The sequence below is a fragment of the Candidatus Dependentiae bacterium genome (assembly GCA_016871815.1).
Classification (GTDB): Bacteria; Babelota; Babeliae; order Babelales.
Map to the genome: position 1 here is coordinate 20,237 of VHBT01000004.1, position 23,686 is coordinate 43,922.

Below are 23,686 nucleotides of genomic sequence, written 5' to 3' on the forward strand. Positions count from 1 at the left end.
AGCTAAAAATAACTTAAAAATAAAAAAGGCGAGTAATTATTCTCGCCTTTTTTATTTTTAAGTTATTTAAATATCCAAGTTTCTAACGAATTGTGCCTCAGCTTCGATGTATGCTTTACGCTCATCTGCATCTTCACCCATCAAAGAAGTGAAAATCAAATCCGCAGCAATTGCATCATCAATCGTTACACGATTAAATAGACGATTTGCTGGATTCATAGTCGTTTCCCACAGTTGATCGGCATTCATTTCACCAAGACCTTTGTATCGCTGAACATTCATGTATCCTTTTCCGGCACCCAAAATATCCTTAAGTACATTCATGACGCCCCTAGCAACAGCTATTTCTTTTTTGCCAGGAAGCACAAGAGTCAATGAAGTATCTTCGTACTCAGACAATACTTCAAACTTACCGCGTAAGAATCTAAACTCACCGCTCATGAAAAAGCGCAAAGGAACAGTCCATGTGGTTTTATGCTTTTTAAATGTCGCTACAAACTGGTCTGGATCTTTTTGGTCAATGGTAACTGAATAGTCAGAAAATGAAGCTGCAACAATATCTCCTAGTGCCTGCACGCTTGAATCAGAACTTTGCCATGCAACACTTTTAACCAGCAAATGAATATGTTGAACTGGCAAGCTCAAAATACGTGAAACTTTTTCTAGCTCTTTACTGTATTCATCAAGTCGACCAAGTAAAATGCCAACTTCTTCTGAGCTCATTTGAGCGCCATTTTTCACAAACGTCACATTTTCTTGTGCCCATTTATAAATCAATGCTGAAAACTCTTGGTCATTTTGCATGTATTGCTCAAATTTACCCATTTTGACTTTATACAATGGCGGATTTGCAATATACAAATAACCGTAATCGATAAGAGGCTTCATGTAACGGAAGAAGAACGTAAGCAACAAAATACGAATGTGCGCGCCGTCAACGTCCGCGTCAGTCATGATAACAATTTTATGATACCTAACTTTTTCTGGAGCAAAATCATCGTTACCAACGCCTGCACCAATCGCAGTAATCAAATCACGAATTTCGTTATTCGCAAGCATCTTGTCTAAGCGAGCTTTTTCAACGTTAATAATTTTTCCACGTAGCGGTAAAATTGCTTGTGTAAATCGATCTCGACCGTTTTTGGCAGAACCACCAGCAGAGTCCCCCTCAACGATATACAATTCAGATTTTGCAGGGTCCGCTTCAGAGCAATCTGCAAGTTTTCCTGGAAGAACAGCGTATTCCAAAACATTTTTACGACGAGTAAGTTCACGAGCCTTTTTTGCAGCATTACGAGCCTGAAACGCAACAATCGCCTTGCTTAAAATCTTTTTAGCAATGTTGGGATTTTCTTCAAAGTAGGTTGTGAAAAACTCATACAGCCACGAGTCAACCAATCCTTTAACTTCGCTGTTGCCAAGCTTTGTTTTGGTTTGCCCTTCAAACTGAGGCTCAGGAACCTTAATACTCAAAACCGCAGTCAAGCCCTCTCGAACATCATCACTTGAAAGCTGAATGTCTTTGAGCATGTTAAGTTTTGTGCCGTATCGATTACAAATTTTAGTAAGCGCAGACTTAAATCCAGCCTCGTGCGTACCACCCTCGCCAGTGCTAATGTTGTTTACAAAACTAAACGTTTGCTCAACGTAGCCTTCGTTGTACTGCATCGCAAGCTCAAGAACATAAACGTTATCGTCCTTGATAAATGAGATAACCTCAGGAAACAACGGATTCTTTTTTTCATTGATATGCTGAACAAACGAAACAATCCCACCTTCATAAAAAAAGGTTGCTGACTGGCTTGTTTTTTCACTTGAAATATTGATTGTTAAGCCTTTGTTCAAAAAGGCAAGTTCACGAAATCTAGTCGCAAGAATATCATACTGCAAATCAAGTGTTTCAAAGATTTGTCCATCTGGCCAAAAGCGTACCAAGGTGCCTCGCTCATCAGATGCTCCAACCTCTTTGAGTGCAGCTTGAGGAGCGCCACGCTTATAGGTTTGTGTAAATCTTTTGCCATTTCGACAAATTTCAACTTCCAGCTTTTCTGAAAGCGCATTCACCACGGAAACACCGACCCCGTGAAGACCCCCTGAATATCGATATGAATCTTTTTCAAATTTACCGCCAGCATGCAACTTAGTAAGCACCACTTCGGCTGCTGAAATTTTTTCGGTTGGATGAATGTCTGTAGGAATACCTCGACCATTATCTTTCACAGAACAGGAACCATCCTCGTGCAAAATAACGTCAATTTTGGAACAAAAACCGGCAAGCGCTTCGTCAACCGAGTTATCAACCACCTCATACACCAGGTGATGTAACCCCTTGCTATTGGTTGACCCAATATACATGGCAGGACGTTTTCTAACCCCCTCTAAACCCTCAAGAACTTTAATAGACTGGGCAGTATACTGCTGCGCAGAGTCTTTTTTGTTTTCAGCAGACATTGCTAACTCCCTCAAACCGGCTTTCAATTTTTACGTATAAAAATTATTTTTTTAAAAAACACACGACGCAGGTCTCTGGTCGAATATTTAAATGGCTTACACTTATATTTTGCTATAGTGTAGATAATACCAAAACCATTCAGTAAAAACAAAAAATGCTTGATGCAAAACCCCAACAACATTCCCCCCCAAAAAAATACTCATGAATACTTCATGCAGGAAGCTCTCTTGCTCGCACAAAAAGCCTTAGATGCAGGTGAAATTCCAGTTGGCGCAGTCGTTGTTGACGAAAACGGAGAGATTATCGGCAGAGGGTTTAATTTAGTAGAAACAAATCACTCCCAAACAGAACACGCCGAAATGATCGCCATCAAACAAGCAGCGCAATACAAAAAAGACTGGCGCCTAGAAAAATGCTGGCTTTACGTAACACTCGAGCCATGCCTGATGTGCCTTGGCGCAATTAGTCACAGTAGATTTGAGGGAGTTGCATTTGGGGCCCGCTCTCCTGAGTTTGGAGGACTCAAAATGCTCGATCCAGAGCAGAAATCTTATTTTTTAAAGAACCTTATGCTTTTTAGAGACTTGAAAGAGGATGAATGTGCTGGTATGCTGAAGGTGTTTTTTAAAAAAGCCCGCGGGGAGGAATACTGTGAGTCAACGCTTAGCCTTTCTGGCAAAAATCAAAGAAAGTCTTGAGCTAAAACGTGACGATCTTATCGCCAAAGCCCGCGCAGGGATCGGACGTAGTAGTTTTGATGAGAAGCTGGTTAAAGACAGCGGCGACGAAGCACAAGCAATTGTGATGGAAAAAATCGAAAGCTCACTACAAATGAACGACGCCGATGAATTAAAACTCATCGAGCGTGCCCTTGACCTCCTTAAACGCGATGAATATGGCATCTGCGTAGATTGCGGTGAGCACATTTCGCAAAAGCGCCTTGAATATTATCCTTACGCCGCTCGCTGCATTACATGCCAAGAAGCGTTTGAAGGATAACTCAGTAAATAAAAGTTTTGCCGATGTAGCTCAGGGGCAGAGCAACTGATTCGTAATCAGTAGGTCGTCGGTTCAAATCCGATCATCGGCTCCAGTAGCTCGGTTGCAGGTAATTTTAGCGGTAAAAAGCACGTAAGTGCAGAAAAGGTTTTAATATAAATATGGTAACACCACAAGTTTACGGAACAGGTAGAAGAAAAAAAGCAGTTGCACGCGTTTTTCTCACCAAAGGTTCAGGAAAAATCACAATTAACGGCAAAGCTCACACAGAATATTTTGTTACCGATGTAACGCGCGCAGCAGTAACAGTTCCTCTTAAAGCTGTTGTTGATGGCGATTCATACGACTTTACAGTCAACGTTCAAGGTGGCGGACTTCCTGGCCAAGCTGGCGCTACAGCCCTTGGTATCTCTCGCGCACTTCTTATGAAAGACGAAGCGAACAGAGCAACCCTTAGAGCAAACAAACTTCTTACCGTTGATGCTCGCGTAAAAGAGCGTAAAAAATACGGAAGAAAAGGCGCTCGAAGAGGCTTCCAATTCGTGAAACGTTAGAATTTCACATACAAATTGCCAATCTATGGCACTTTTCCAAGGCCGGCCCCTCACAGGATGTCCGGCCTGGTTTTTTTAAAAAAACCTTTGTCGCATATCGCAAAATGACAAAAAACAGCTGATTTTTAGATCAATTTTTGAAAAAAAAGAATTTCTATATTCTAAATAATTCGATAGAAAAAACGCTTCATTTTATTATCTATAAAAATACGAAAGAACAATCCTTAATGAACACCCTTAAAAAACTTTTTTGCTTTGTGCTTCTTTTTATCGCAGGCTCTGCCGCTCCTGCCGCCCTAGAACTTTCATTGTCTGCTGGTCCTCGGGCAACTCTGGCCGACATTTTTGGTTCAACACAGAACGACAAAACAATTTTTAATATCCCAAACACCCCGCACTTTAGATATTGGTACGATTTTACAGCACCTCGTGAATACAATGCTTTTTACACAACAACCGCAGGCACAATCTCGCTTGGTGGCCTTGTCCGCTTTATTGATGAAGGCCTTGAAATTTTTTCAACCGATGCGGCATACCAAGAGTGCAAACAAGCCCTCAATAAAATGATCGAGCTCCATAAAGACTATCAAGCTCGCCCATCAAAAAAGAAGCGCGCAGCCCTTGAACAAGCTCAAGTAGAGATTATTGAGTCACTTTCTAAAGTTGAACTTTCTGAACAAACAACAACCGATCTTTGCGCTCTTCTTTCTAGTCCAGAACAGTCAACATTAAAAAAAATTGTTTCATTATTCATTCTTCCGTATCGATCTCACTTGGTTGAAAAAGAAATTCCAACAAAAGCTGTTGTTAGCCGCGGAGAACTATGGAAAGAAGTTGTTAAATACTGGTGGGGCGGCATAACGCTTGGACTGTTTGTAGGAGTATCGCTATTTCCCGTGATTGGAGCCGTGACCCCATTTGTTGCAACAACATTTTTTGATTGGATGTATCCATCTGGATCAACATTCGCACTCTCAAAAACAATTGTTTCAGGGTTTGATAAAACAAAGAATGAATTTATCAAAGAAACAATTTCTCTCTCATCTGCTATGGATCGCTCAGAAACAAAAGAACTCTTTATAAAACACTGGGGCAACAATTTGATGGGACAAGTAATGCAAATTCCATTAACAATTGCACATGTTGCACTTCGTTGTACCAACTTTAAACTTGCACCAGAACCAGAAGATGGTGTTATTGTAACCCTTGACAGAAGCTTGAATAACTCAGCAACAGGAATTGACCCAACTCAAGACTTTATAAACAACTCTGCCAACGATTCTCACTCAGCGCTTGCTGCATAACAAAACTCACTCACAATTCAAACGAGGCATAAAAAACATGCCTCGTTTTTTCATAGAAACAAAAAAATATCGTTTTTCAGAAAATTTGATAGTTTTTCGAACAATCTCAAATTTAAAACACAATAGTAGATTTTCAACTATTTTTCTTACATCAAATTTTGATTTTTTTTAAAAATAGCTTGTTCATGAATAAATTTTTTTATCTTTCTTTATTTTTAACTTCAAGTGTTTTTGCCGCAGACCATCTTCCATATGGATTACTCTCATACAAACAAAACGGATACATAAAAATTCAAGTACGAGCACAAGAAGAAGAAATCTTGCCCGAATCAGGTGAGCATCTTAACGAATGGAACACTCCGCGTGGAAAAAACGGCCGACGATTTAACCTTGAAAAAAAACACACACTTCCTCATATACCCTGGGAAAACAAAGAATTTGCCATTGAAGAACTCAACCCGATAAGCGCCTCCTCGATGGATGAATCAATCGCAGGTCCTGGATTAAAAGTAGAAGATGGCGATTTTTTTGCTTTTTACAGACCTCATTATTTTTGTAGCGCCTGCTGCACCTACATAATCGACGGAGAATGTGGATACGAACTAAAAGCCGTTCCCGAAGACGGACTCAGCTGCGAAATCTTTCTAATTCAACGATATTTCTTCCCACCACTCGCTCGCTCGCATACACGCATGAGCCCGTTATTCATGGAGCCAGCAACAAAAAGCCCTCAATCCACAGTATCTGTCTCCAGCGAGTCGATTGAAGCTGATGAACAAAACAGTAGCCCTTCCAGAGCTGCAACTTTTCACCAAAGCCCCATGAAATCAGGTAAAGGCCGCCGCCGACAAAATCGTCAAAGAAAACAAAAAAACATTATTTTCCATATTGGTTAACAATGATAAACCAATCAATACGAACGCAAAAAAGGCTTTTTATTACATTTTTGTAGATAAAAATAAGAAATCCTCACTCAAACATTTCTTTTGATAAACTATCAAATAAGCTATTGGTATATCGGATTAAACAAATGAAAAAAGTATTTTTTGTTATTTTTTTACATGGACTTATTGGGGCAACACCCCCGGAAAGACAGCCCTCTTCTCCGGTTATCGCAAAACCAGTCCAAAAAGGCATTAAAATCAACCTAAAAGTTGATCCAACAGCAAGCGTGGCTGATGTTCTAGCGGTAAAAAGAAATGGCGTTTTTAAGTTTATTATCCCAACAACCCCAGAGTTTACCTCACGATTTTTTTGGCAAATCAGCCCATGGAAATTAAAGCAATACAAAACATCATACAGAACCGAGTGGGGAAGAATCCCTACAGCAGCCCTAGTAAGATTTATCAAAGAAGGGGATGCTCTTTTTGAAGAATTTCCCGAAACAAGAAGTGCCTATAAAAACGCTGTTCAAAAAGCAATTGATGCTCATAAAATCTGGTTTTCAAATCAAACCGAAGAAAATTTTGCAGACCTTCAAAACAAAGAAGCCATGGTAAGCCGAATGCTTGAAAGCGCCTGTTTTTCAAATCCATTTGTAGGCGCGCACCTCAAAAAAATCCTAGAAACCCCATCAAAAAGCTATTTTTCTTCATTCTTAAACCTATTATCGCTTCCCAAAAGAATTCTAAGCTCAACAATCAAAAAAGAGACTGGCTCACAGGTACACGTCTTTACTCCGCGAGCTCTTGGGATGACGTGGCCAATGGCAGGATTTCTTATAAAAAACATACTTATTGCTGTCGTTTTGGCACATGCTATAGAACCAAATTTTGCAAGATTAATCGCCCTTATTGCAACGGTAAAAACAATCTATGACTGGAAGACAGATACTAACTTGACACCAGAACCCGAAGGCGGAACTCACGTAAACTTTACGGTTGATTACGGCTCATACTCCGATGACGATCCAAGCAGTCCTTTTTAAGTTTTTTCATTTTTATTTTTTTATAAAAAACGGCTGATATACTCACTCAAAATTACAAAAAATATGTTCCTGGGTCTCATGAAAGCAAAAATTGCCGTACTATCTCTTTTACTTATGTGCATAAATCAAGAAGTTTCTGCTCCATTTGTTGGCCGTCACTGCTCTCGCAGATGTAACCGGATAAGAAAACGAAATCTTAAAGAAAATGCTCACGCCACATGGGTAGCGCTTTGCGGTTGGTTCTCCTCTCGCGGAAAATTTTTTATTGCTGAGACCGCAGAAATGCTTGGCGCCGAACGACTTATGGGTTACTACATGGATCCAGAAGAAAATTGTTATAAATTAGTATTTATCCCAACAATAGACCACACTCCAGTCAAAAACGAACATGTCAATCAAGCGCAAGTTGAAAAAGCGAGCTATTTTCAATGTAGCGTTTGCAGAACATATATTTACAATGATGTATGTGGACTGAAATTTATTAAGTTTATCCCAGAGAAATACATTAAGCAGGCAACGGTATGGACGGCCATCAATTTTTCACAAAAGAAAACTGATTAACAGAAAAAGGCAGGATTGCTCCTGCCTTTAATTTTTTATCAATTACTATTGCCAAAGATTTCGTCATAAAGATACTTATTTTCTAGCTCTAATAGTCTGTAGGCATCTGTCAAACGCTCTTAGCAACCCTAATGCTCTTTCAACTTGTTCTTGTGAAAATCCTCTACCCAAGAGATGACTCGAAACTCTAAGCTGTTCGGCTTCATCTAAATGACCTGTAAGAAAATTTTTTAATAGCCGCAAATAAAAAGGCTTAAGAGGGTTTGCTTGCTGCAATTTAACAACAGCTCGACCCAGCTGAAACTCGCGCGAACTATCATCAAGAGACAAGTCTTCTAATATCTCATTTAAGGTAACATTAGCCAAAACTGCTTGAGCAATAAACACTTCTTGCGGTTGCACCACAGCATCTCCCGCACCAGCTACAGGTTCTTCAACTACAACATCTCCTGCGCCACCTCTTGGTGCTTCAACCACAGCATCTCCCGCGCCAGCTACTGGTTCTTCAACTACAGCTGCTGCTACGCGCCGCCCCCCCGTAAAATAACGGTAAACCGCACCTCCAAAAGCCGCCCCAGCAACCATAGAAGCAATCATTGGCTTTACTTCATTAGCTACACAGATTGCCAACAACGATATAATCATTAATTTTTTCATTAGATATTTCATCAGATATCCCTTTTTGTCCTTTAAAAAGCAAGAATAATTGTGCCCCCCACATCAAAAATTTAACCCAAAAGACCGATGACAATCTTTACTGAAAAATAAACACTAAAATGATTCTTTTTTTATAAAAAATGAATATTAAGCTATTCAGCAAGAAACAAATGGCACTTTACTACTAATAAAAAGACAAAAAAGGGTAGGTGTTGAAGGCAACAATCAACACCTACCCTTTTTATATGAAAAGCTTTATTTCTAATGCCCTTTTAAAAAACTACTGACAGCTTTCACATTCTGGATTTTCAATACTACAAGCTTGTCCATCCTCAACTTGCGGCTCAGAGCTTCCGGCAGCCTTTGAAAGACCTTCAGCCACCACATCATACGATCGATTTTGAGTAAAACCATACTTTGAAGCGTCAAGTGTTGATTTTTCTATCTGCGTCGCGCCCATTGTGCGTAAATAATAAGTCGATTTTAAACCCATTTTCCACGCAGCAATATACACATCACTCAATAACTTTCCCGTAGGAGTTGCGATAAAAATGTTATGCGACTGGCTTTGATCAACCCATTTTCCTCGCAACGCGGTAAGCTTAAGTTGGACAAATGGGTCAATTTCAAATGCTTCTTTATATTTTTCTTTCAAGTGAACTGGAATGTTGGCGATGCGCTGAACACTGCCATCGTAATATTTAATTTGCTCACGCATTGAAGCATTCCACAAGTTAAGCTTCTTCAAGTCTTCAACCAAAAATTCATTAATAATCGTAAATTCGCCACACAAGTTAGCTTTTACATAAATATTTTTGTACATCGGCTCAAAACTTGGAAATGCTCCCAAGATATTTGAAATCGTAGCTGTTGGAGCAATCGCCATGGTGTTGCTGTTTCGCATACCATGTTGCACAATAAGATCTCGAACTTCACCCCAATTCAATCGCGATTTTCGATCAACCTCAACCAGCATGCCACGCTCTTGCTCAAGCAAATTCAATGTATCCAATGGCAACAACCCGCGATCCCACTTTGAGCCTTTAAATGTTGTGTAGGCCCCTCGCTCTTTTGCCAGCTCTGCAGAAGCTTTAATTGCATGGAAAGAAAAAAATTCCATTAATTCATCAACAAATTCTGCCGTTTTTGCATCCTCAAATGGTAAATCTAGCGCAAAAAACACATCTTGAAGCCCCATGATGCCTAAGCCAACCGGTCGATGCTTTAAGTTTGACGCCTTAGCTTCGCTTGTTGGATAAAAATTAATTTCGATAACATTATCCAACATCCGCATTGCTGTTTTTATACTCTGCGCAAGCATGTCGTACTGAAATACTCCATTTTTTACGTGCTCAGCCAAATTAATCGAGCCGATATTGCACACGGCTGTTTCTGTGCTTGAGGTATTAAGAGTAATTTCTGTGCACAAGTTGGAAGAATTCACCACACCAACATGGTCTTGCGGCGAACGAATATTACACGGGTCTTTAAACACAAACCATGGATGTCCAGTCTCGAACAAGCGAGTTAACATCTTTCTCCATAACTCTCGAGCTCCGATAACTCTAAATGTTTTAAGCTTTCCTTCTCGTCCAAGTTGTTCATATTTTACAAATGCCTCTTCGAAAGCTCGTCCATATGAACTATGCAAATCAGGCGCCTCATGGGGCGAAATGAATGCCCACGTAGAATCTTCCATCACTCGCTTTACCAACAAGTCAGGAATCCATGACGCTGTATTCATGTCATGCGCACGACGACGATCATCGCCAGTATTTCTTCTCAAGTCCAAAAAATCTTCATAATCTGCGTGCCATGGCTCAAGATATGCGCACGTTGCACCACGCCGATTGCCGCTACGACTAATGGTACTTGTCACATCATTCGCAATTTTCAAAAATGGAATCAATCCCTGACCTGGCATTCCAATCGTTTTGATAGTAGCCCCAGTTGAACGAATATTTGTCCAGTCATTCCCAATACCACCAGACCATTTAGAAAGCTGCGCGTTATCACCATAACACTTGAAAATATTAACCAAATCATCGGCAACGGTTGTCAAATAACATGAACTTAGTTGCGCAACAACAAGCCCCGAGTGCAACAAGGTAGGAGTTCCCGACGAATACCGTAAATGTGAAAGTAGATTATAAAATTCAATTGCTTGTTCATTTTTTTGAGGCTCTTGAATACACAACCCCATAGCAACTCGCATCCAAAATGCCTGCGGAGCTTCGATTATTTTTTCATCAAGTTTCTTAAAGTAACGATAGGCCAGAGTTTGAATGCCAGTGTACTTAAATTTCAAATCACGATCGGTACAAATATGATCTGCTAATTTTTGTAAATCAAACTCAAGTAATCGTCCATCAAAATCACCTGCAGCAACACCACGAGTGATTGAATCAATAAAAGATTGTTTATACAAAGACTGAAATTCTTGCTCTTGATACGACTTACCAAAAACTTCTTTATATATTTTTTGCAAAAGTGCACGAGATGCAAGAAATGAATATTCTGGATCTTCTTCAATAAATGGTGTGATAGACAAAACCAAGACGTCTTCCAAATCTCGCGTAGAAATTCCATCATACAATTGAGCAACAACAGCCTTCATAACACGCGTAAATGACACATGAGGCAAATCACTTGCCAGCCGAGAAAGTGTAGCATACAACTTTTCTACTGAGCAAAGAGCTCTAACGCCATCTCGCTTTACCACCGAAATAGACGCCACAACCTCTAGTTCTGGTCCAGAAAAAAGTCCTGCTGCGCTTGAAGAATTCTTTAAAACTTGCTCCATGAAACAATCCCTTTTTTATCAATTCGTTATAAAAAAAGACAATACTCTCCCCTGAACTTACCTGTCACAAGCCAGTAAGATACTGATTTTTTTATACGATATGTGGAGGCACGTAGCCCCAGCTCCAGAAATACTGAGGGGTAGTCTAGCGACGACCGCCAAGACAATCAAGCTAAAAAAACTCATTACTTGGATCCCGTTTTGTTACCAAAAAAAGTGTCTTTGATAAATCGAAACAAACAAGAATAAATTTTCAAACAGGAGTGTGTTACTCATGGTGCAAGCGACGCCCCCTCCACTCTGGGGTGATACCAGCAGATTTCAAGAATGCATCCAATACAAAATCATAGCGACCAACAGCTGCTCGTGACGAATCATGCGCCCCTTCAGGCTCAAACCCTTCATGATAACTCCTGAATCGCACAATTGTTTTTGTTTTTTTATCACAATCAACAACGCTCTGTCTCAAACCTACTATCAATTGTTCCAACTCTTTCATCTCTTGTTGCAAGTGCGCAACATCAGCAGCCCTCATCGCAGAAGAAGCAAGGTGTCTATCTATCGTTGTTTTCAACTCAGAATGCAAAAAACATAATTGTCTCATTCGTCTATCAAAATCTAAGGCCCTGGCCTCTATACCCACTCCCCAGGAATAACGAGTTATTCCAAAAATTTCCGCCACCGCAACAGGTTCATCCACCAAAGAAAGTAACGCAGCCTCATGAAGCTCAAACTCTCGAATTTTATACCGATGAATAAGCTGAACCAAGGCCCGTTGATATAGCCCAACAATTTGCACCTGCCAAAAAGCTCTAAACGCTTCAACACTTTCTGCTTCAACCAAATCATTAATGGTAGACGATAGGCTTGCAGCTACCTCGTCTTCAAATCCGAGCGAATCCAGATCTTTAAATTGTTTAAGAGTAAAAAAAAGATCATGATTAATACCGCGAGAAGCAATTCTTGTACTATCGCTTTGCAATTCGCTCAAGCAACTTGAAAGAAGGTAATTCAGATCAAGAAACAAAAAATAACTTATTTTTAAAACTTTTTTGCGATCCTGACAATTCGCTGCAAAAACAGCCCCGCTCGCTGTTTTTTTACCCAAAACGAGATTTGCGTCAGTTTCTAGGTCATGCCAATTTGCGCCAATATAATTAAGAAAAATTAAATTTTTGAGCAAAAGCCGCGGTGTTAATTTTTTTTTATAAACGACTCCAGATAAAACCTCTCCCTCGCCCGCACCTCCTGCCACAAAACCTCTTCGTGCAACGCCAACCCGCTCACCTTCCTTGGGAGCCTGTCGCAAAAGTTCTGAGCGTAAATCATAAAAATCTTGCTCTGTAACAAACACACCCTGAAGAAGGGCGCTTACCATAACAAAACCGAAAATAACTAATTTTTTCATAGAAAAACCCCTGCGATATTTTTTCGCCACACCACAATCATAATTTTTTGCAAAAAAAGCAAATAGTTTTTCTTTGCATCTTGACACGAAATGCCCGTCAGAGTAGGATTATCCCTATGATGCATCTTTGAGCATGCATGAGCCGCTAGCTCAGTCGGTAGAGCAACAGCCTTTTAAGCTGTGGGTCGTTGGTTCGAATCCAACGCGGCTCACCACTTTTAAAAAAAGTGTTCTACCAAGTTCAAAAGATTGTTTTTAAGCAAATTTTAGGTCCCCATCGTCTAGTCGGTCCAGGACACAAGATTTTCATTCTTGTAACAGGGGTTCGAATCCCCTTGGGGACGCCATATTTGTTCAGGTATCATTTTTAATATTGGTGATATATGAATATTTCAATTCTTTTTCTTATTTTAAGCCTATTTATTTTGACCAGCCTGTTCATCTATAAAAAATCTATCGTAAAAGCCCCTCGGATAGGTGCCGGAGCTCTTCTTGTAAAAGATGGTAAAATCCTTACCGTGCTTCGAGGCCCGAATGTACAAAATCCAAATAAATATGGCCTAATTGGCGGACTTATCAACCAAAATGAAACCATCAAAGATGGTATTATCCGAATCATCCTGGAAGAAACTGGCGTAACTGCAAGCCCGGAAATGATGACTCTTGTTCACACTATGCATTCTTTTGAAAACAATCAAAAAACAATCGGTTTTTATTTTTTAGTAGAAGCCTGGGACACAGAGCCATACAACAAAAAAAGAGATTCTCATATCAAATTAGAATGGTTTAATCTTGAAAACCTTCCTGCAAACCTTATCCCAAGAAATCGGCAAGCTATAGAAAATTGGGAAAAAAACGTTTCTTACTCCGAATTCGGCTGGGAAAAATAGCCCTTTTTGCCTTCATCAATTACATGCTAAACCAAAAAACGTTTCACTCTGAAACAAGTGTTTTTAATTTTTTCAGATTTTAAGGCCTTTTATCTACGTAAAAATATTTTTTGTTAAACCCTATCAATTTTAGTACCATCAATTTTAGTACCATTAAAGGTAATATATGTTTAAAAAAATTATTTTCAGCGCAATTGCGCTTTCTTTTATCACTCCAGCAAGTCCAGGAGCTGCAGAATACTTTAAAATCAAAAAACAGAGTCTCCAGACTCGTACTTTATTATTCTATCGTTTTTAAGCCATAGTAAACCAGAAAGAAAAGAATTTGGGCTCACTGGTTTTTTGCCTCTTTTTGTATTTCAAGAAGACAAGTCCTTTCGTGATAAGCTATCACCAAACCAGGGCAAATCCCTTACCGCTTTCTATTCATTTTTATCAAGTTCAATTTTTATTCGCCTTTTAAATGATGGACTTTCAAAAAATACACTTTTAAACATTCCAAAAGATTTTTTACTGAGCCTAAACATCACCCACAAAAGTAATAAATGGATTAATGCGTTAAATGGCTTAAAATTTCTCTACCTCGCAAACAAAATACAAACCCTCATAAACGACATCGAAAATGAATGCACAGAACTTAGTATTGAATCAGAACATTCAACCGGCGCAATTACTCAAGACCCTAACAACCTCATTCTCCCTTCAACTGGTTTTTTGATTTCAAGTGCAATGAGCTGGTTTGCAGAACCAATTAATCCCTTAATTAATATCAAAGTTCCGTGCATTCCCTTTATTATTGACAATGAAACTGTGATAATTTCAGTCAACCTTCTGCGGATTATTTGTTTTGCCGCAAAAACATTCTTTTTGTTTAAAAAGAATTTTATTCCTTTCTCGACAATTCAAAAACTAAGCCCAGAACTCCAAGAAAGATGTTATGACGTTAGAATGGAAACGCTGAGCCTTTGTAATATTTTTAGCATGTATCCGATGACCCCAATCAAATTTGGCCGCAAGAATAATTACTCTTCAAATTAATCCTCTACGTGAGCATCGGCAGTTGGGTCAAAATTAAATTTAAAAAACGCTTCGGCATCGTCGGGCTTGTTTTGATTTTGATACAAAATCATTTTAGGGAATGGGAACACAACTCCCTTTTCCCTGAATAATTTATACAATGCCACACGAATATCACTCGCAACATCCCATTGCTCACGAACCTTACGAATACTGACAAAGCCCCTGACAAAATAATCTGCTGCCGATGGCGCAAAATTATCCAAGCGAATAACCGCAGGCGGCACACGCAAAACCAGTGCATGTGCATTTAAAACTTTACGAATCAGAGTCATAACAAGGTCAGGATCGTTCTCGTACCCAACAGTCACGGTAAATTCAAAGCCAACAGAAATTTTGCCTCCACCCCAATTAAATAATGAATGCGAAATTAAATGACGATTGGGGATAACAACAAAATAATTTTGTGCTGTTCTAATAATCGTTGAGCGTGCAGAAATTTTATGTACCAGCCCTCGCGTATTTTCGATACTTATGTAATGCCCAATTTCAATTTGACGCTCCAACAAAATCAACAAGCCTGCAACAAAATCTGCAACAAAATCTCTTGATGCCAAAGCAGCACCAACACAAATCGAAATCAAAACAGGAAGCACCATCGCCGCTAACTTGACGTATGAAAGGCCAAGCATGAAAGAAAGCAATAAAAAAATGATTCTAAATATCCGCGAAAACGTATTTTGTGCCCCTGGCTCTGCACCAAAAACCTCATAGACCTTACTCAGGATAAAACGATCTAAAAGAGTCATGACCAAATATCCACATACAACAAAAAGATATACAGTCAGAATCTCTATAATTCCAATTTTTATTCCATCGTGAGAAAAAACCCACTCATCACAAACTGCTGTCCATAGGCGCGCAAAATTGTACTGCAATCCCCAAATCTGAGACAAAACCGCAACCATAAAAAAGCAGAGCGCAAAAAAACTAACCGTAACAAAAAAGCCGTAGTAGACTTTTGCATTTTCAAACCGAGAAACAAGCTCATCGTCTCGCTGCTCAATAAATACCCACACAACCCGCTCTCGCAAAACCCCATACAAAAATAAGGCGCAAAATACAACCCCTACAGAAACAGGAACGAAAAACGCCAAATACCAAGCAAGCTGAGAGTATCCAACATACGGATTTGCAAGCAAACAGAGAAGTACGAAAAAGAAAAAGAGCGGATAAAAATAACGATCAACAGACTCCCGCGCACGCAACCAAAAATCACTTCGCCCAAAAAATAATCCAGTAAAATCATCTTTTTCAAAAAATAATGCTAAGGCAACAATCACAAGCAATGAATAAATCGCGAATAAAACATTTGGAAGAAATTCATACTTTGAACTAAACATTAACAACGCACTGCGCAAGGGGAGAGTAATTGCCGTTGAGTAAAATAAAACATCAAGCAATAATGTTGTTCTCTTTTGATTGCGTTCTCCGAAAAAGAAGTAACTTAAGCGCGCATTAAGCAATCGTAATTCGGAAAGAAAATCATTTGCTAAATAAACCCACACCGGCGCAGAGCATAAAAAGAACCCACTAAATCCAACAGGGCCTGCAAAGAAACTCAAAAGCCCCCAGTACGTAAGCTTAAATTTAAAATGGATATATAAAAAAAGAAGCATATACACAGCTTGAATTTGCCGCAGAGCTGCATCAAAGAAAAGAAGTAATACGTTTAAATACCAAAAAATAAACGTTCCATTTTGATATGAAACAAAAAGCTGAAGACGCCTGCGAAGAAATTGTAAAACATGTCCTGCGATAATAAAGCCCGACCAGTACACAATAAAGGAAAGAAATAAGCCCACAAGCAATGCCCATGAGATCAATCTCAAGAATGAAAAGAAATCAAAAAAGTCATAAATTTTCCAAAAAACCATTTTTGAAAAATGCTGCAACTCTTCAGTTGCCCGCAGCATCATCACCATTGAAATGCCACGAGAAGATCGACGCCAAATATTTACATTTACACGACGAGCCTCTAGGTCATTGATAGTTCCAATACATTGACGCAAAACTCGTTGATAAATTTTTAATAACTCACTCGCCCGAGAACTAATTTTTAAGGCATTAGCACTTTGATGCCGAACTGACTCTCTTGCATCATTCAGACTCGCGATAATTTCTTTGCCCTTATCGCCAAGATCTGTTTTTGAAACCTCTATTAAGCGTTTCTTTAAACGATCCTGCTCTTCTTGCATGTGATGCGAAGCGAGTGCATCATTTTTACGCGCTTCATATGTTTTTATATCATACTCAAGCTTCCTGCGAATGGTGTTAATTTCTTCAATCAAGCTTCGAGAGATTTCACCCTCTGTTAACAATAAATACCTGATATTAACCTTGGTATAACTAAATCCTTTTTCCATAGCAAGTGCATGAGCAAGATCATCATCGGCGGACAATAAAGAAATCTGTCCCGTAAGCGCTTTAATAATGTTTTTATCAAGCGATTCTTTGGCCTGATAAAGCAATCCTTCTGGAGTATTTTCTTTTCCGGCAGCCCTTAAGGTTGCTAAGTTTGTTTTAACCTGCTCATAGCGTTCTCGTATGCGCTCTTTTTCAAATGTTTTTTCATTTAAAATTGCTCGAATTCTATCACGCTCAACACCAAGAAAAGCTTCCTGTTCTTCTTTTTTTGCTTTTAATCGATTGAGGTCAAAACTCTCTATAATTAAATTGTTCTTGATCTTTGCAACAAGCGCCAAAAGCTTTTGATTTCGAGCGCGCAAAAGAGCTATTCCATCATCTACAGCAGAAAGATCTAAATCTATTTTTTTTATTTTTACTTCAGTCAGAGAAATCTTATCAGCTAAAAGGTCCCGCTCTTTTTGTAACACAGATCGCTTATTTGACTCTTCCTGCTCTTCATAAGAACTAATTTCACCGCGACGAATAGGCTGTTCCAATTCTCGCTTTTTTGTCGCAAACTCTTTTTTTAAAAAATCTAATTGATCAAAAAGCGACGTCCGCTCAGGAAGAACAATGTTTCTTGAGTCCATTTCTTTTTTTATTTGATCATCAACTTCTTCAATTTCCATTTCAACAAAAGTCCAATCTTCTATCGAATAAGGAATTTTTTTCGACAGATCCTCTCCTTTGCGCACAACCACATCTGATTGCGCTTGAAACGTTTCTATGTTTTCTTCCACAACACCTAGAATTGTTGCCCAAACACGCAAAATCCCATTTATAACTTGTTCTTGCTCATCATTCAAAGCCAAAATTTTTTTTTGAGTGTCTTCTCCCAACCGAGCAATTTCTTCGCTCACTTCACCTCGTCGTAATTTTGAAGCAAAACCAATAATTGAAAGCCGCCGTAAATCAAACATTTTTAATGCTTTTAATTTTTCTTCGCGCAATTTTTTCAATTTTTGCTCTAATGCTTCAATTTTTTGAACTCGCAAAACAGTTTCATCACGATTAAAAACTTGCTCAACCGCACGAGTACTTTCTGCTAAAGTCTTAAGACCAAAAAGATTTCCTGTCATTGACTCCAACCATGACCCGGAATGGTTTTTACTTAAATCATCTCGATCAAAACTTCCCTGCGAAAATAAGAGGTCTTGCGTAAAGATAATAAGCAAAAGCAAAATAAATTTGCCCGCCCTAAAACTATTAAGATTCCTCACTTCACCGATCCCCATATTTTTTCACTACGCATCATTACTAACAATTTTTCTATTTTCTTTGACTGCGGATGAACTTTTAACTCCTGCAAAATCCAAAGAAATATTTGCGTACTTGATGCATCATACTTTACCTCTAATTCATGACGCAAGGCAGCATCTTCAAACGCACTGCGAAACAAGCCTTTTTTTAAATCCAGCTCAAAACTGCATGAGAAAGTATACAATGATTCAGGAAGAAAAAATCCCAGCAAGCGTAAAATTGTTAAAGAATAAAACGCACCAATAAAAGAATATTTTTCGCAAAGTAAAACCACGTCAGAACGAACCATCGTTAACATGCATTCAAATACTTCTTCGTCTGGTTGGCCTTGAGGCAAAAATAAATAAACCAAATCTAAAAAAAAACTCAAAAAATAATAGGATCTAATTCCCGTAATCGTGGGAGAGCTCACAATTTCAACTGAATTAAAAAAAGGATATTTTGACGAAACAGAATCAACAACTTCAACTAAAACTAGCGCTCCAGCAAAAAGATCTGCATGTGTTCTTGATATTTTATAGTGAGCAATAATCTTTCCTTGCTCTTGTGATAAAAAAACAGCCAAGGAACCTTTTTTAAGTATCTTAAGGACAATACAAATCACAAAAAAACAACCTCGATATTTTTTCTTAAACTCTGAACTTACTTTTAGACTTCATAAACAAAAAAAAACGGTTACACTTCTATTCAAAATTAGAGGAAGTCAAAAAAGATGCGTATCATTTTTTCAAAGAACAAAAGGAAAGAAAACAATGAACATAAAAAAAACAATGTTATTCCCACTTGCTGCGATGTGTTTTCACATAGCCGCAAACGAAAATCTTAAGCCTAAAAAAGATTTTACCCATAAGCAATCAGGAATAATTAAACACGAATTTATTGCACAAGAAAATCCAGCATTTTTAAATGCATCACTACCAGATAAATATAAATATACCAAAGTTACTATCGAACTTAAGCACCACATGACTTCTGGAAAAAAAGAATTTGGACACAATGCGCTTGAAGCGTTTATCAACCTTCGACACAAAAGCATCTGGGGCACGGCTGGCAGAACAGATATTTCAAGCTTCCCAGGTTTAAAAGTTGGAAGCGCATACCTTGGAAGCGACACAACACTCAACTCCACAAAACCAATTAATTGGATCAAAGAATATTGGCTTAAAACAAGTCTTAATGCACTTTTTGGCATGCAAAATGACGCCCTGCATTTTGTAAAAATGGGTATGTTTGGACACTCTCTTGGTCGCGGAATCGCAATGGGCTCTGAATACGGATCATCAAAAGACTTTCTTGCTGTTTACTCAAAAGGAAATGATTTTTCTGCGCCTGGTATTTTGCTCTCCGGAACAGTTCCATCAAGTAGCTTAACATATAAGGCATACGTCGGATGCTTAGAAAACAAAAGCACATCACTTCGTGACAACTTAAATACCATTCGAACAAATCAAGTTGGGTATGAACAAGCTCCATGGTCGGGTGCCGATAACTACAATCATGTATATGCCCTTTCGTTTAATATCATTCCAATTGATAGCGAAAATATAAAAGTTGAATTTGAACCTTACATTGCCTACAACAGAGCGCTTGCACAAACTATTGACCTTCAACAAGACAGCGAATCGCATCTTAAAACCAGTGGTTTAAACATTCAAGTTTCAAGCCATTCCGGTCAATGGGGAATCGACTGTGAGTTTGCTAAAAACTTTGGCAAGGAAAAACTATATAAAATCGATCGCAATATTGTTAAACCAGTTGGTTCAAAAGGAACTTATAAACATTCTCACATTCAAGAATCTGTTGGTGGCGAGTGGGTTGCCGCAGAAGCGTATGAAGAACTTGCAACAGAATTAAAAACAAATCGTCACCAAGATGGAACCAACTTTGCTGTTACTGTTAATGGCAACTCAAAAACCTTCCGATCTGCTGCAAACAGAATGCGTCCAGAATACACCAACACCTTTGATGGCTGGATGGGCGTTGTTGACTGGTACTACAAACATGAACCAATCGACCTTACCATGGCAAGCGCATTTGGATACTTCTCTGGAGGAGCAAACCCTCACGCCGTTGAATCCGATAAAACATATCGCGGTTTTGTTGCTCTAAACGAATGGTACGTCGGTAAATATGTAACCTCTGCCTTCATGTTTGACACAAGAACTATCAAGCGACCGCTTTCTGTTTCTCAAGGCGATACCGTTCTTAACGACACATCTCTTACCGACATTGTCTTTAATGGATACGGAGCAACTTGGAAGCCAAAATCGTATGCAAACAAAAAACTCTCTGTAAGCTCAAACGCCTTGATGTTCTGGAAAGAACTTGCTGCGTATAAATATGACTCTGCAACACAAACAATTTCTTCAACTGAATTTGCACGTCGCTACAAGGGAACAGAGTTTAACTTGATGGCATCGATGGAAATCATGAAAAACTTAACCGCTTCCTTAAAAACTGCTGTTTTCCTTCCTGGCTCGTATTACTACGACATTAAAGGCATGCCTATTGCTGGTGATTACTACTCTCAGTTAGATGCTGCAGACACCATGAACCTTCCAGCCGACAATGTTCGCGTCGGGACAAATACAGCATTTGCTGCAAACTTTAGCCTTGACTATCGCTTCTAAAAACTTCTCTTGGGTTAATACACAATACGGGGCTTGCATGAAACCATGCAAGCCCCGTATTGCCTAAAAGACTATTTTGTTCTTTACTTACAAAGATCTTCCTTTTTTCAGTTTTTTCCTTTTTAAAAGGTATTTTTATGACATCGCTAGAAAAATTAGAACGCTCATCCCTTTGTGGAAAGCTTTCTTTAAAAGACGCTGGATCTCAGCAAACACTTTTGGGTTGGGCCGCAACCGTTAGAAATCACGGAGGCGTTATCTTTATTGACCTTCGTGACCATACAGGAATCATTCAACTCGTCCTTGATCCCTCAAGAAAAGACTTATTAGAGCTTGGCGATCAGCTCAGAGCCGAATTTGTACTTGGGGTCTGCGGGACAGTAAATAAACGTGCCGAAAATGCAATCAACAAGAACATTCCAACCGGCGAAATTGAAATTTTGGTCGATACATTAGTAATTTTAAATCGCTGCGCACCATTGCCATTTCAGATCGATGATCAAAACACCGCCGAAGAACTCAGACTTATCTACAGATACCTTGATCTACGTAAAGATTCGATGCAAAAAAACATTCGCCTACGTCATGAACTTATTTTTGCAATTCGTTCCTACATGGACGAAAACGGCTTTTGTGAAATCGAAACCCCAACACTCTCAAAAAGCACCCCTGAAGGGGCTCGCGATTTCATTGTTCCCGCAAGAACAAACCCAGGACAATTCTTTGCCCTTCCACAGTCCCCTCAAATTTATAAACAACTGCTTATCGCATCAGGAATGGATAAATACTTCCAGATTGCCCGCTGCTACCGAGATGAAGACCTTAGAGCAAACAGACAGCCCGAATTTACCCAGCTTGATATTGAACTTGCATACGCAACAGAAGAAAAAATCTTTTCACTTCTTGAAGGATTAATGGCTAAACTTTGGAAGAAATTTTTTGGGAAAACCCTTCCAACTCCACTTACTCGCTATTCATTTGATGAGGTTTTTGCAAAATATGGCTCAGATAAGCCAGACATGAGATTTGATACATTTGTATACAATATTTCCCCTCTTTTTGCCTCAACTGAACTCAGCTTTATTAAAACGGCTCTTGCCCAAGGTGGTCACGTTGGCGCTCTCTGCCTTAAAAACCAAGACCTTTCTCGCTCTGACCTTGAATACTGGGTCACAAAAACAACTAAAGAACTTGGCGGAAAGGGATTGCTCTACGTAAAATTTGACGAAAACAAGACCAGTCAATCGCCAGTTGCAAAATTTCTTGCTCCTGATTTTTTTGATCAAGCAGCAAAACTTATCCCAGGACTTACCACAAAAGACGTTCTTTTCATCGTTGCGGGTAATTATGAACCAAGCTGGAACACCCTTGGCAAATTACGCGTAGAATTGGGCAAACACTTTAAGCTTATCGATACAAAAAATGACGCCATCTTCTGGGTTACTGATTTTCCACTCCTTGAATGGGATGAAGACGAAAAACGCTGGAACGCACGACACCACCCATTCACTTCTCCGCAAAAAAACGCCGATTTTAATAATCCAGGATCAATTCTTGCGCGAGCATACGACTTAGTCTGCAACGGAGAAGAGCTTGGTGGCGGTTCAATTCGTATTCACACCCCAGAGATGCAGTCAAAAATGTTTAGTCTTCTTGGAATTTCAGAAGAAAGAGCTAAAAATAATTTTGGTTTCTTACTCAAAGCACAAGAACTTGGATTTCCTCCACACGGAGGGATTGCCCTTGGTGTTGATCGATTGACCATGATGTTTGCAGGAACAGATTCTATCAGAGACGTTATCGCATTCCCAAAAACACAAAGCATGCGATGCTTGATGATGGATTCTCCAACAACTCTAGAAGAAAAACAACTCAAAGAACTGTACATCAAAACACTTCCTGTCAAACAATAGAAATATCTCTACAAACAATTGCAAGGAAAACGAAGTGAGCATTTTATACGCTCCATGGCGTGAAGCCTGGGTTACTAGAAAAGATAGAACAGAAAGTAGTGATTGTATTTTTTGCACTATCCCAACACAAAATAAAGATGAAGAACAATTTGTGGTAAAACGCTACAAACACTGCATCTTAATGCTCAATCGTTTTCCTTACGCAGCTGGTCACTTACTCGTAATACCATTTAAACATGGCGCCCGATTAAGTGATTTTGAGCCAGAGGTTCTCGCCGAAATCATGACTGTCTCAACCCAAACAACAATCGCGTTAAGAAAAATGCTGAATCCGACAGGATTTAATATTGGACTTAACATCGGCGCTGGAGCAAGTATTCCAGATCACCTTCATCAACATATTATCCCTCGCTGGAAAACAGATATAAGTTTCTTAGAACTTATTGCAGAAACAACGGTGATAAACATCAACCTGCAAGAATTTTATATAAACCTGAAAAAAGCGCTTGAGTAAAGTTATGCACTCAGAATTCGTACAACATCTGATCGAAGACCTGCTTTCAGACATACAAGGGATTTCTGCTCGGGCAATGTTCGGGGGATATGGTATTTATTACCACAAAAAAATTTTTGGGATCATCGCTAAGGATGAAATATATTTCAAAGCAAAAGACGAGCTTGCAAAAGAATATCTAAATGCTGGATCACAGCCCTTTACCTATCTAAAAAATAACAAACCATACACCATGTGCTACTTCAAAGTGCCAGAAGCTGTATTAACGAACAAAGAAATCCTGACCCTGTGGGCGACAAAATCAATCAAACAATCAACTTCTTAATAA

Annotated in this window: 19 protein-coding genes and 3 tRNA genes; 16 read left to right on the forward strand and 6 right to left on the reverse strand. The window is 39.1% G+C overall.

Features of this window, described 5'->3' with window-relative positions; genetic code table 11:
* Window positions 1–66: 66 nt before the first annotated feature.
* Window positions 67–2,451, reverse strand: a complete 2,385-nt coding sequence (gene gyrB / locus FJ366_01480; protein ID MBM3894249.1) for a DNA topoisomerase (ATP-hydrolyzing) subunit B — start codon at window positions 2,449–2,451, stop codon at window positions 67–69.
* 180 nt (window positions 2,452–2,631) lie between these two features.
* Between gyrB and FJ366_01485 the strand changes: the two genes are divergently transcribed.
* The 8 genes from FJ366_01485 to FJ366_01520 all read left to right on the forward strand — a co-directional run bounded on the left by FJ366_01485 (window position 2,632) and on the right by FJ366_01520 (window position 7,797).
* Window positions 2,632–3,150, forward strand: coding sequence for a nucleoside deaminase (locus tag FJ366_01485; GenBank protein ID MBM3894250.1), 519 nt, complete (start codon window positions 2,632–2,634; stop codon window positions 3,148–3,150).
* A 106-nt stretch (window positions 3,151–3,256) separates the two neighbouring features.
* Window positions 3,257–3,451 carry a TraR/DksA family transcriptional regulator gene (locus tag FJ366_01490; protein ID MBM3894251.1) on the forward strand — a complete coding sequence of 65 codons (195 nt, stop codon included), beginning with the start codon at window positions 3,257–3,259 and terminating at the stop codon, window positions 3,449–3,451.
* 19 nt (window positions 3,452–3,470) lie between these two features.
* Window positions 3,471–3,545: transfer RNA gene (locus tag FJ366_01495), tRNA-Thr, on the forward strand.
* 67 nt (window positions 3,546–3,612) lie between these two features.
* Window positions 3,613–4,005: a 30S ribosomal protein S9 gene (rpsI, locus tag FJ366_01500; protein MBM3894252.1), complete on the forward strand. Its 393-nt coding sequence runs from the start codon at window positions 3,613–3,615 to the stop codon at window positions 4,003–4,005.
* Window positions 4,006–4,232: 227 nt separating this feature from the next.
* Window positions 4,233–5,309, forward strand: a complete 1,077-nt coding sequence (locus FJ366_01505; protein MBM3894253.1) for a hypothetical protein — start codon at window positions 4,233–4,235, stop codon at window positions 5,307–5,309.
* 185 nt (window positions 5,310–5,494) lie between these two features.
* The gene (locus FJ366_01510) at window positions 5,495–6,205 is read left to right on the forward strand and encodes a hypothetical protein (protein ID MBM3894254.1); all 711 of its coding nucleotides are present in this window, start codon (window positions 5,495–5,497) and stop codon (window positions 6,203–6,205) included.
* Window positions 6,206–6,339: 134 nt separating this feature from the next.
* Window positions 6,340–7,236 (forward strand): hypothetical protein, encoded by an 897-nt coding sequence (locus FJ366_01515; GenBank protein ID MBM3894255.1) that lies wholly within the window; start codon window positions 6,340–6,342, stop codon window positions 7,234–7,236.
* A 78-nt stretch (window positions 7,237–7,314) separates the two neighbouring features.
* Window positions 7,315–7,797 carry a hypothetical protein gene (locus FJ366_01520; protein MBM3894256.1) on the forward strand — a complete coding sequence of 161 codons (483 nt, stop codon included), beginning with the start codon at window positions 7,315–7,317 and terminating at the stop codon, window positions 7,795–7,797.
* A gap of 75 nt (window positions 7,798–7,872) precedes the next feature.
* On the opposite strand, the gene FJ366_01525 is transcribed toward FJ366_01520, so the two are convergent.
* The 3 genes from FJ366_01525 to FJ366_01535 all read right to left on the reverse strand — a co-directional run bounded on the left by FJ366_01525 (window position 7,873) and on the right by FJ366_01535 (window position 12,665).
* A complete protein-coding gene (locus FJ366_01525; GenBank protein MBM3894257.1) occupies window positions 7,873–8,466 on the reverse strand; it encodes a hypothetical protein in 594 nt (197 codons plus the stop codon).
* Between the two features lie 268 nt (window positions 8,467–8,734).
* On the reverse strand, window positions 8,735–11,257 hold the full coding sequence (locus FJ366_01530) for a ribonucleoside-diphosphate reductase subunit alpha (protein MBM3894258.1): 2,523 nt from the start codon (window positions 11,255–11,257) through the stop codon (window positions 8,735–8,737).
* Between the two features lie 268 nt (window positions 11,258–11,525).
* Window positions 11,526–12,665 (reverse strand): hypothetical protein, encoded by a 1,140-nt coding sequence (locus tag FJ366_01535; GenBank protein ID MBM3894259.1) that lies wholly within the window; start codon window positions 12,663–12,665, stop codon window positions 11,526–11,528.
* A 139-nt stretch (window positions 12,666–12,804) separates the two neighbouring features.
* On the opposite strand from FJ366_01535, the gene FJ366_01540 reads away from it, so the two are divergent.
* The 4 genes from FJ366_01540 (at window position 12,805) to FJ366_01555 (ending at window position 14,593) form a co-directional block, all read left to right on the forward strand.
* Window positions 12,805–12,880, forward strand: a tRNA-Lys gene (locus FJ366_01540).
* 55 nt (window positions 12,881–12,935) lie between these two features.
* Window positions 12,936–13,012: transfer RNA gene (locus FJ366_01545), tRNA-Glu, on the forward strand.
* Window positions 13,013–13,048: 36 nt separating this feature from the next.
* Complete coding sequence (locus tag FJ366_01550; GenBank protein MBM3894260.1) at window positions 13,049–13,555, forward strand: NUDIX domain-containing protein; 507 nt, start codon at window positions 13,049–13,051, stop codon at window positions 13,553–13,555.
* A 342-nt stretch (window positions 13,556–13,897) separates the two neighbouring features.
* Window positions 13,898–14,593, forward strand: coding sequence for a hypothetical protein (locus FJ366_01555; protein MBM3894261.1), 696 nt, complete (start codon window positions 13,898–13,900; stop codon window positions 14,591–14,593).
* Here FJ366_01555 and FJ366_01560 read toward each other — a convergent pair.
* Both FJ366_01560 and FJ366_01565 read right to left on the reverse strand, forming a co-directional pair.
* The gene (locus FJ366_01560; protein MBM3894262.1) at window positions 14,590–18,276 is read right to left on the reverse strand and encodes a mechanosensitive ion channel; all 3,687 of its coding nucleotides are present in this window, start codon (window positions 18,274–18,276) and stop codon (window positions 14,590–14,592) included. The genes FJ366_01555 and FJ366_01560 overlap by 4 nt on opposite strands.
* Window positions 18,258–18,905, reverse strand: coding sequence for a hypothetical protein (locus tag FJ366_01565; GenBank protein MBM3894263.1), 648 nt, complete (start codon window positions 18,903–18,905; stop codon window positions 18,258–18,260). The genes FJ366_01560 and FJ366_01565 overlap by 19 nt, the downstream gene beginning before the upstream one ends.
* A 148-nt stretch (window positions 18,906–19,053) precedes the next feature.
* Here FJ366_01565 and FJ366_01570 point away from each other — a divergent pair, with 148 nt between their 5' ends.
* From FJ366_01570 to FJ366_01585, 4 genes are all read left to right on the forward strand, one after another.
* Window positions 19,054–20,931 carry a hypothetical protein gene (locus FJ366_01570; protein MBM3894264.1) on the forward strand — a complete coding sequence of 626 codons (1,878 nt, stop codon included), beginning with the start codon at window positions 19,054–19,056 and terminating at the stop codon, window positions 20,929–20,931.
* A 137-nt stretch (window positions 20,932–21,068) separates the two neighbouring features.
* Window positions 21,069–22,844: an aspartate--tRNA ligase gene (gene aspS, locus FJ366_01575; protein ID MBM3894265.1), complete on the forward strand. Its 1,776-nt coding sequence runs from the start codon at window positions 21,069–21,071 to the stop codon at window positions 22,842–22,844.
* Window positions 22,831–23,358: an HIT domain-containing protein gene (locus FJ366_01580; protein MBM3894266.1), complete on the forward strand. Its 528-nt coding sequence runs from the start codon at window positions 22,831–22,833 to the stop codon at window positions 23,356–23,358. The genes aspS and FJ366_01580 overlap by 14 nt, the downstream gene beginning before the upstream one ends.
* A complete protein-coding gene (locus FJ366_01585) occupies window positions 23,351–23,683 on the forward strand; it encodes a TfoX/Sxy family protein (protein ID MBM3894267.1) in 333 nt (110 codons plus the stop codon). The genes FJ366_01580 and FJ366_01585 overlap by 8 nt, the downstream gene beginning before the upstream one ends.
* Window positions 23,684–23,686: the final 3 nt, after the last annotated feature.

Excerpts from the sequence above, each read along its gene's own strand:
- gyrB (MBM3894249.1), bottom strand. The coding sequence starts at position 2,451 with ATGTCTGCTGAAAACAAAAAAGACTCTGCGCAGCAGTATACTGCCCAG.
- FJ366_01490 (MBM3894251.1), top strand. The coding sequence starts at position 3,257 with ATGGAAAAAATCGAAAGCTCACTACAAATGAACGACGCCGATGAATTA.
- rpsI (MBM3894252.1), top strand. The coding sequence starts at position 3,613 with ATGGTAACACCACAAGTTTACGGAACAGGTAGAAGAAAAAAAGCAGTT.
- FJ366_01505 (MBM3894253.1), top strand. The coding sequence starts at position 4,233 with ATGAACACCCTTAAAAAACTTTTTTGCTTTGTGCTTCTTTTTATCGCA.
- FJ366_01510 (MBM3894254.1), top strand. The coding sequence starts at position 5,495 with ATGAATAAATTTTTTTATCTTTCTTTATTTTTAACTTCAAGTGTTTTT.
- FJ366_01515 (MBM3894255.1), top strand. The coding sequence starts at position 6,340 with ATGAAAAAAGTATTTTTTGTTATTTTTTTACATGGACTTATTGGGGCA.
- FJ366_01520 (MBM3894256.1), top strand. The coding sequence starts at position 7,315 with ATGAAAGCAAAAATTGCCGTACTATCTCTTTTACTTATGTGCATAAAT.
- FJ366_01525 (MBM3894257.1), bottom strand. The coding sequence starts at position 8,466 with ATGAAATATCTAATGAAAAAATTAATGATTATATCGTTGTTGGCAATC.
- FJ366_01530 (MBM3894258.1), bottom strand. The coding sequence starts at position 11,257 with ATGGAGCAAGTTTTAAAGAATTCTTCAAGCGCAGCAGGACTTTTTTCT.
- FJ366_01535 (MBM3894259.1), bottom strand. The coding sequence starts at position 12,665 with ATGAAAAAATTAGTTATTTTCGGTTTTGTTATGGTAAGCGCCCTTCTT.
- FJ366_01550 (MBM3894260.1), top strand. The coding sequence starts at position 13,049 with ATGAATATTTCAATTCTTTTTCTTATTTTAAGCCTATTTATTTTGACC.
- FJ366_01560 (MBM3894262.1), bottom strand. The coding sequence starts at position 18,276 with ATGGGGATCGGTGAAGTGAGGAATCTTAATAGTTTTAGGGCGGGCAAA.
- FJ366_01570 (MBM3894264.1), top strand. The coding sequence starts at position 19,054 with ATGAACATAAAAAAAACAATGTTATTCCCACTTGCTGCGATGTGTTTT.
- aspS (MBM3894265.1), top strand. The coding sequence starts at position 21,069 with ATGACATCGCTAGAAAAATTAGAACGCTCATCCCTTTGTGGAAAGCTT.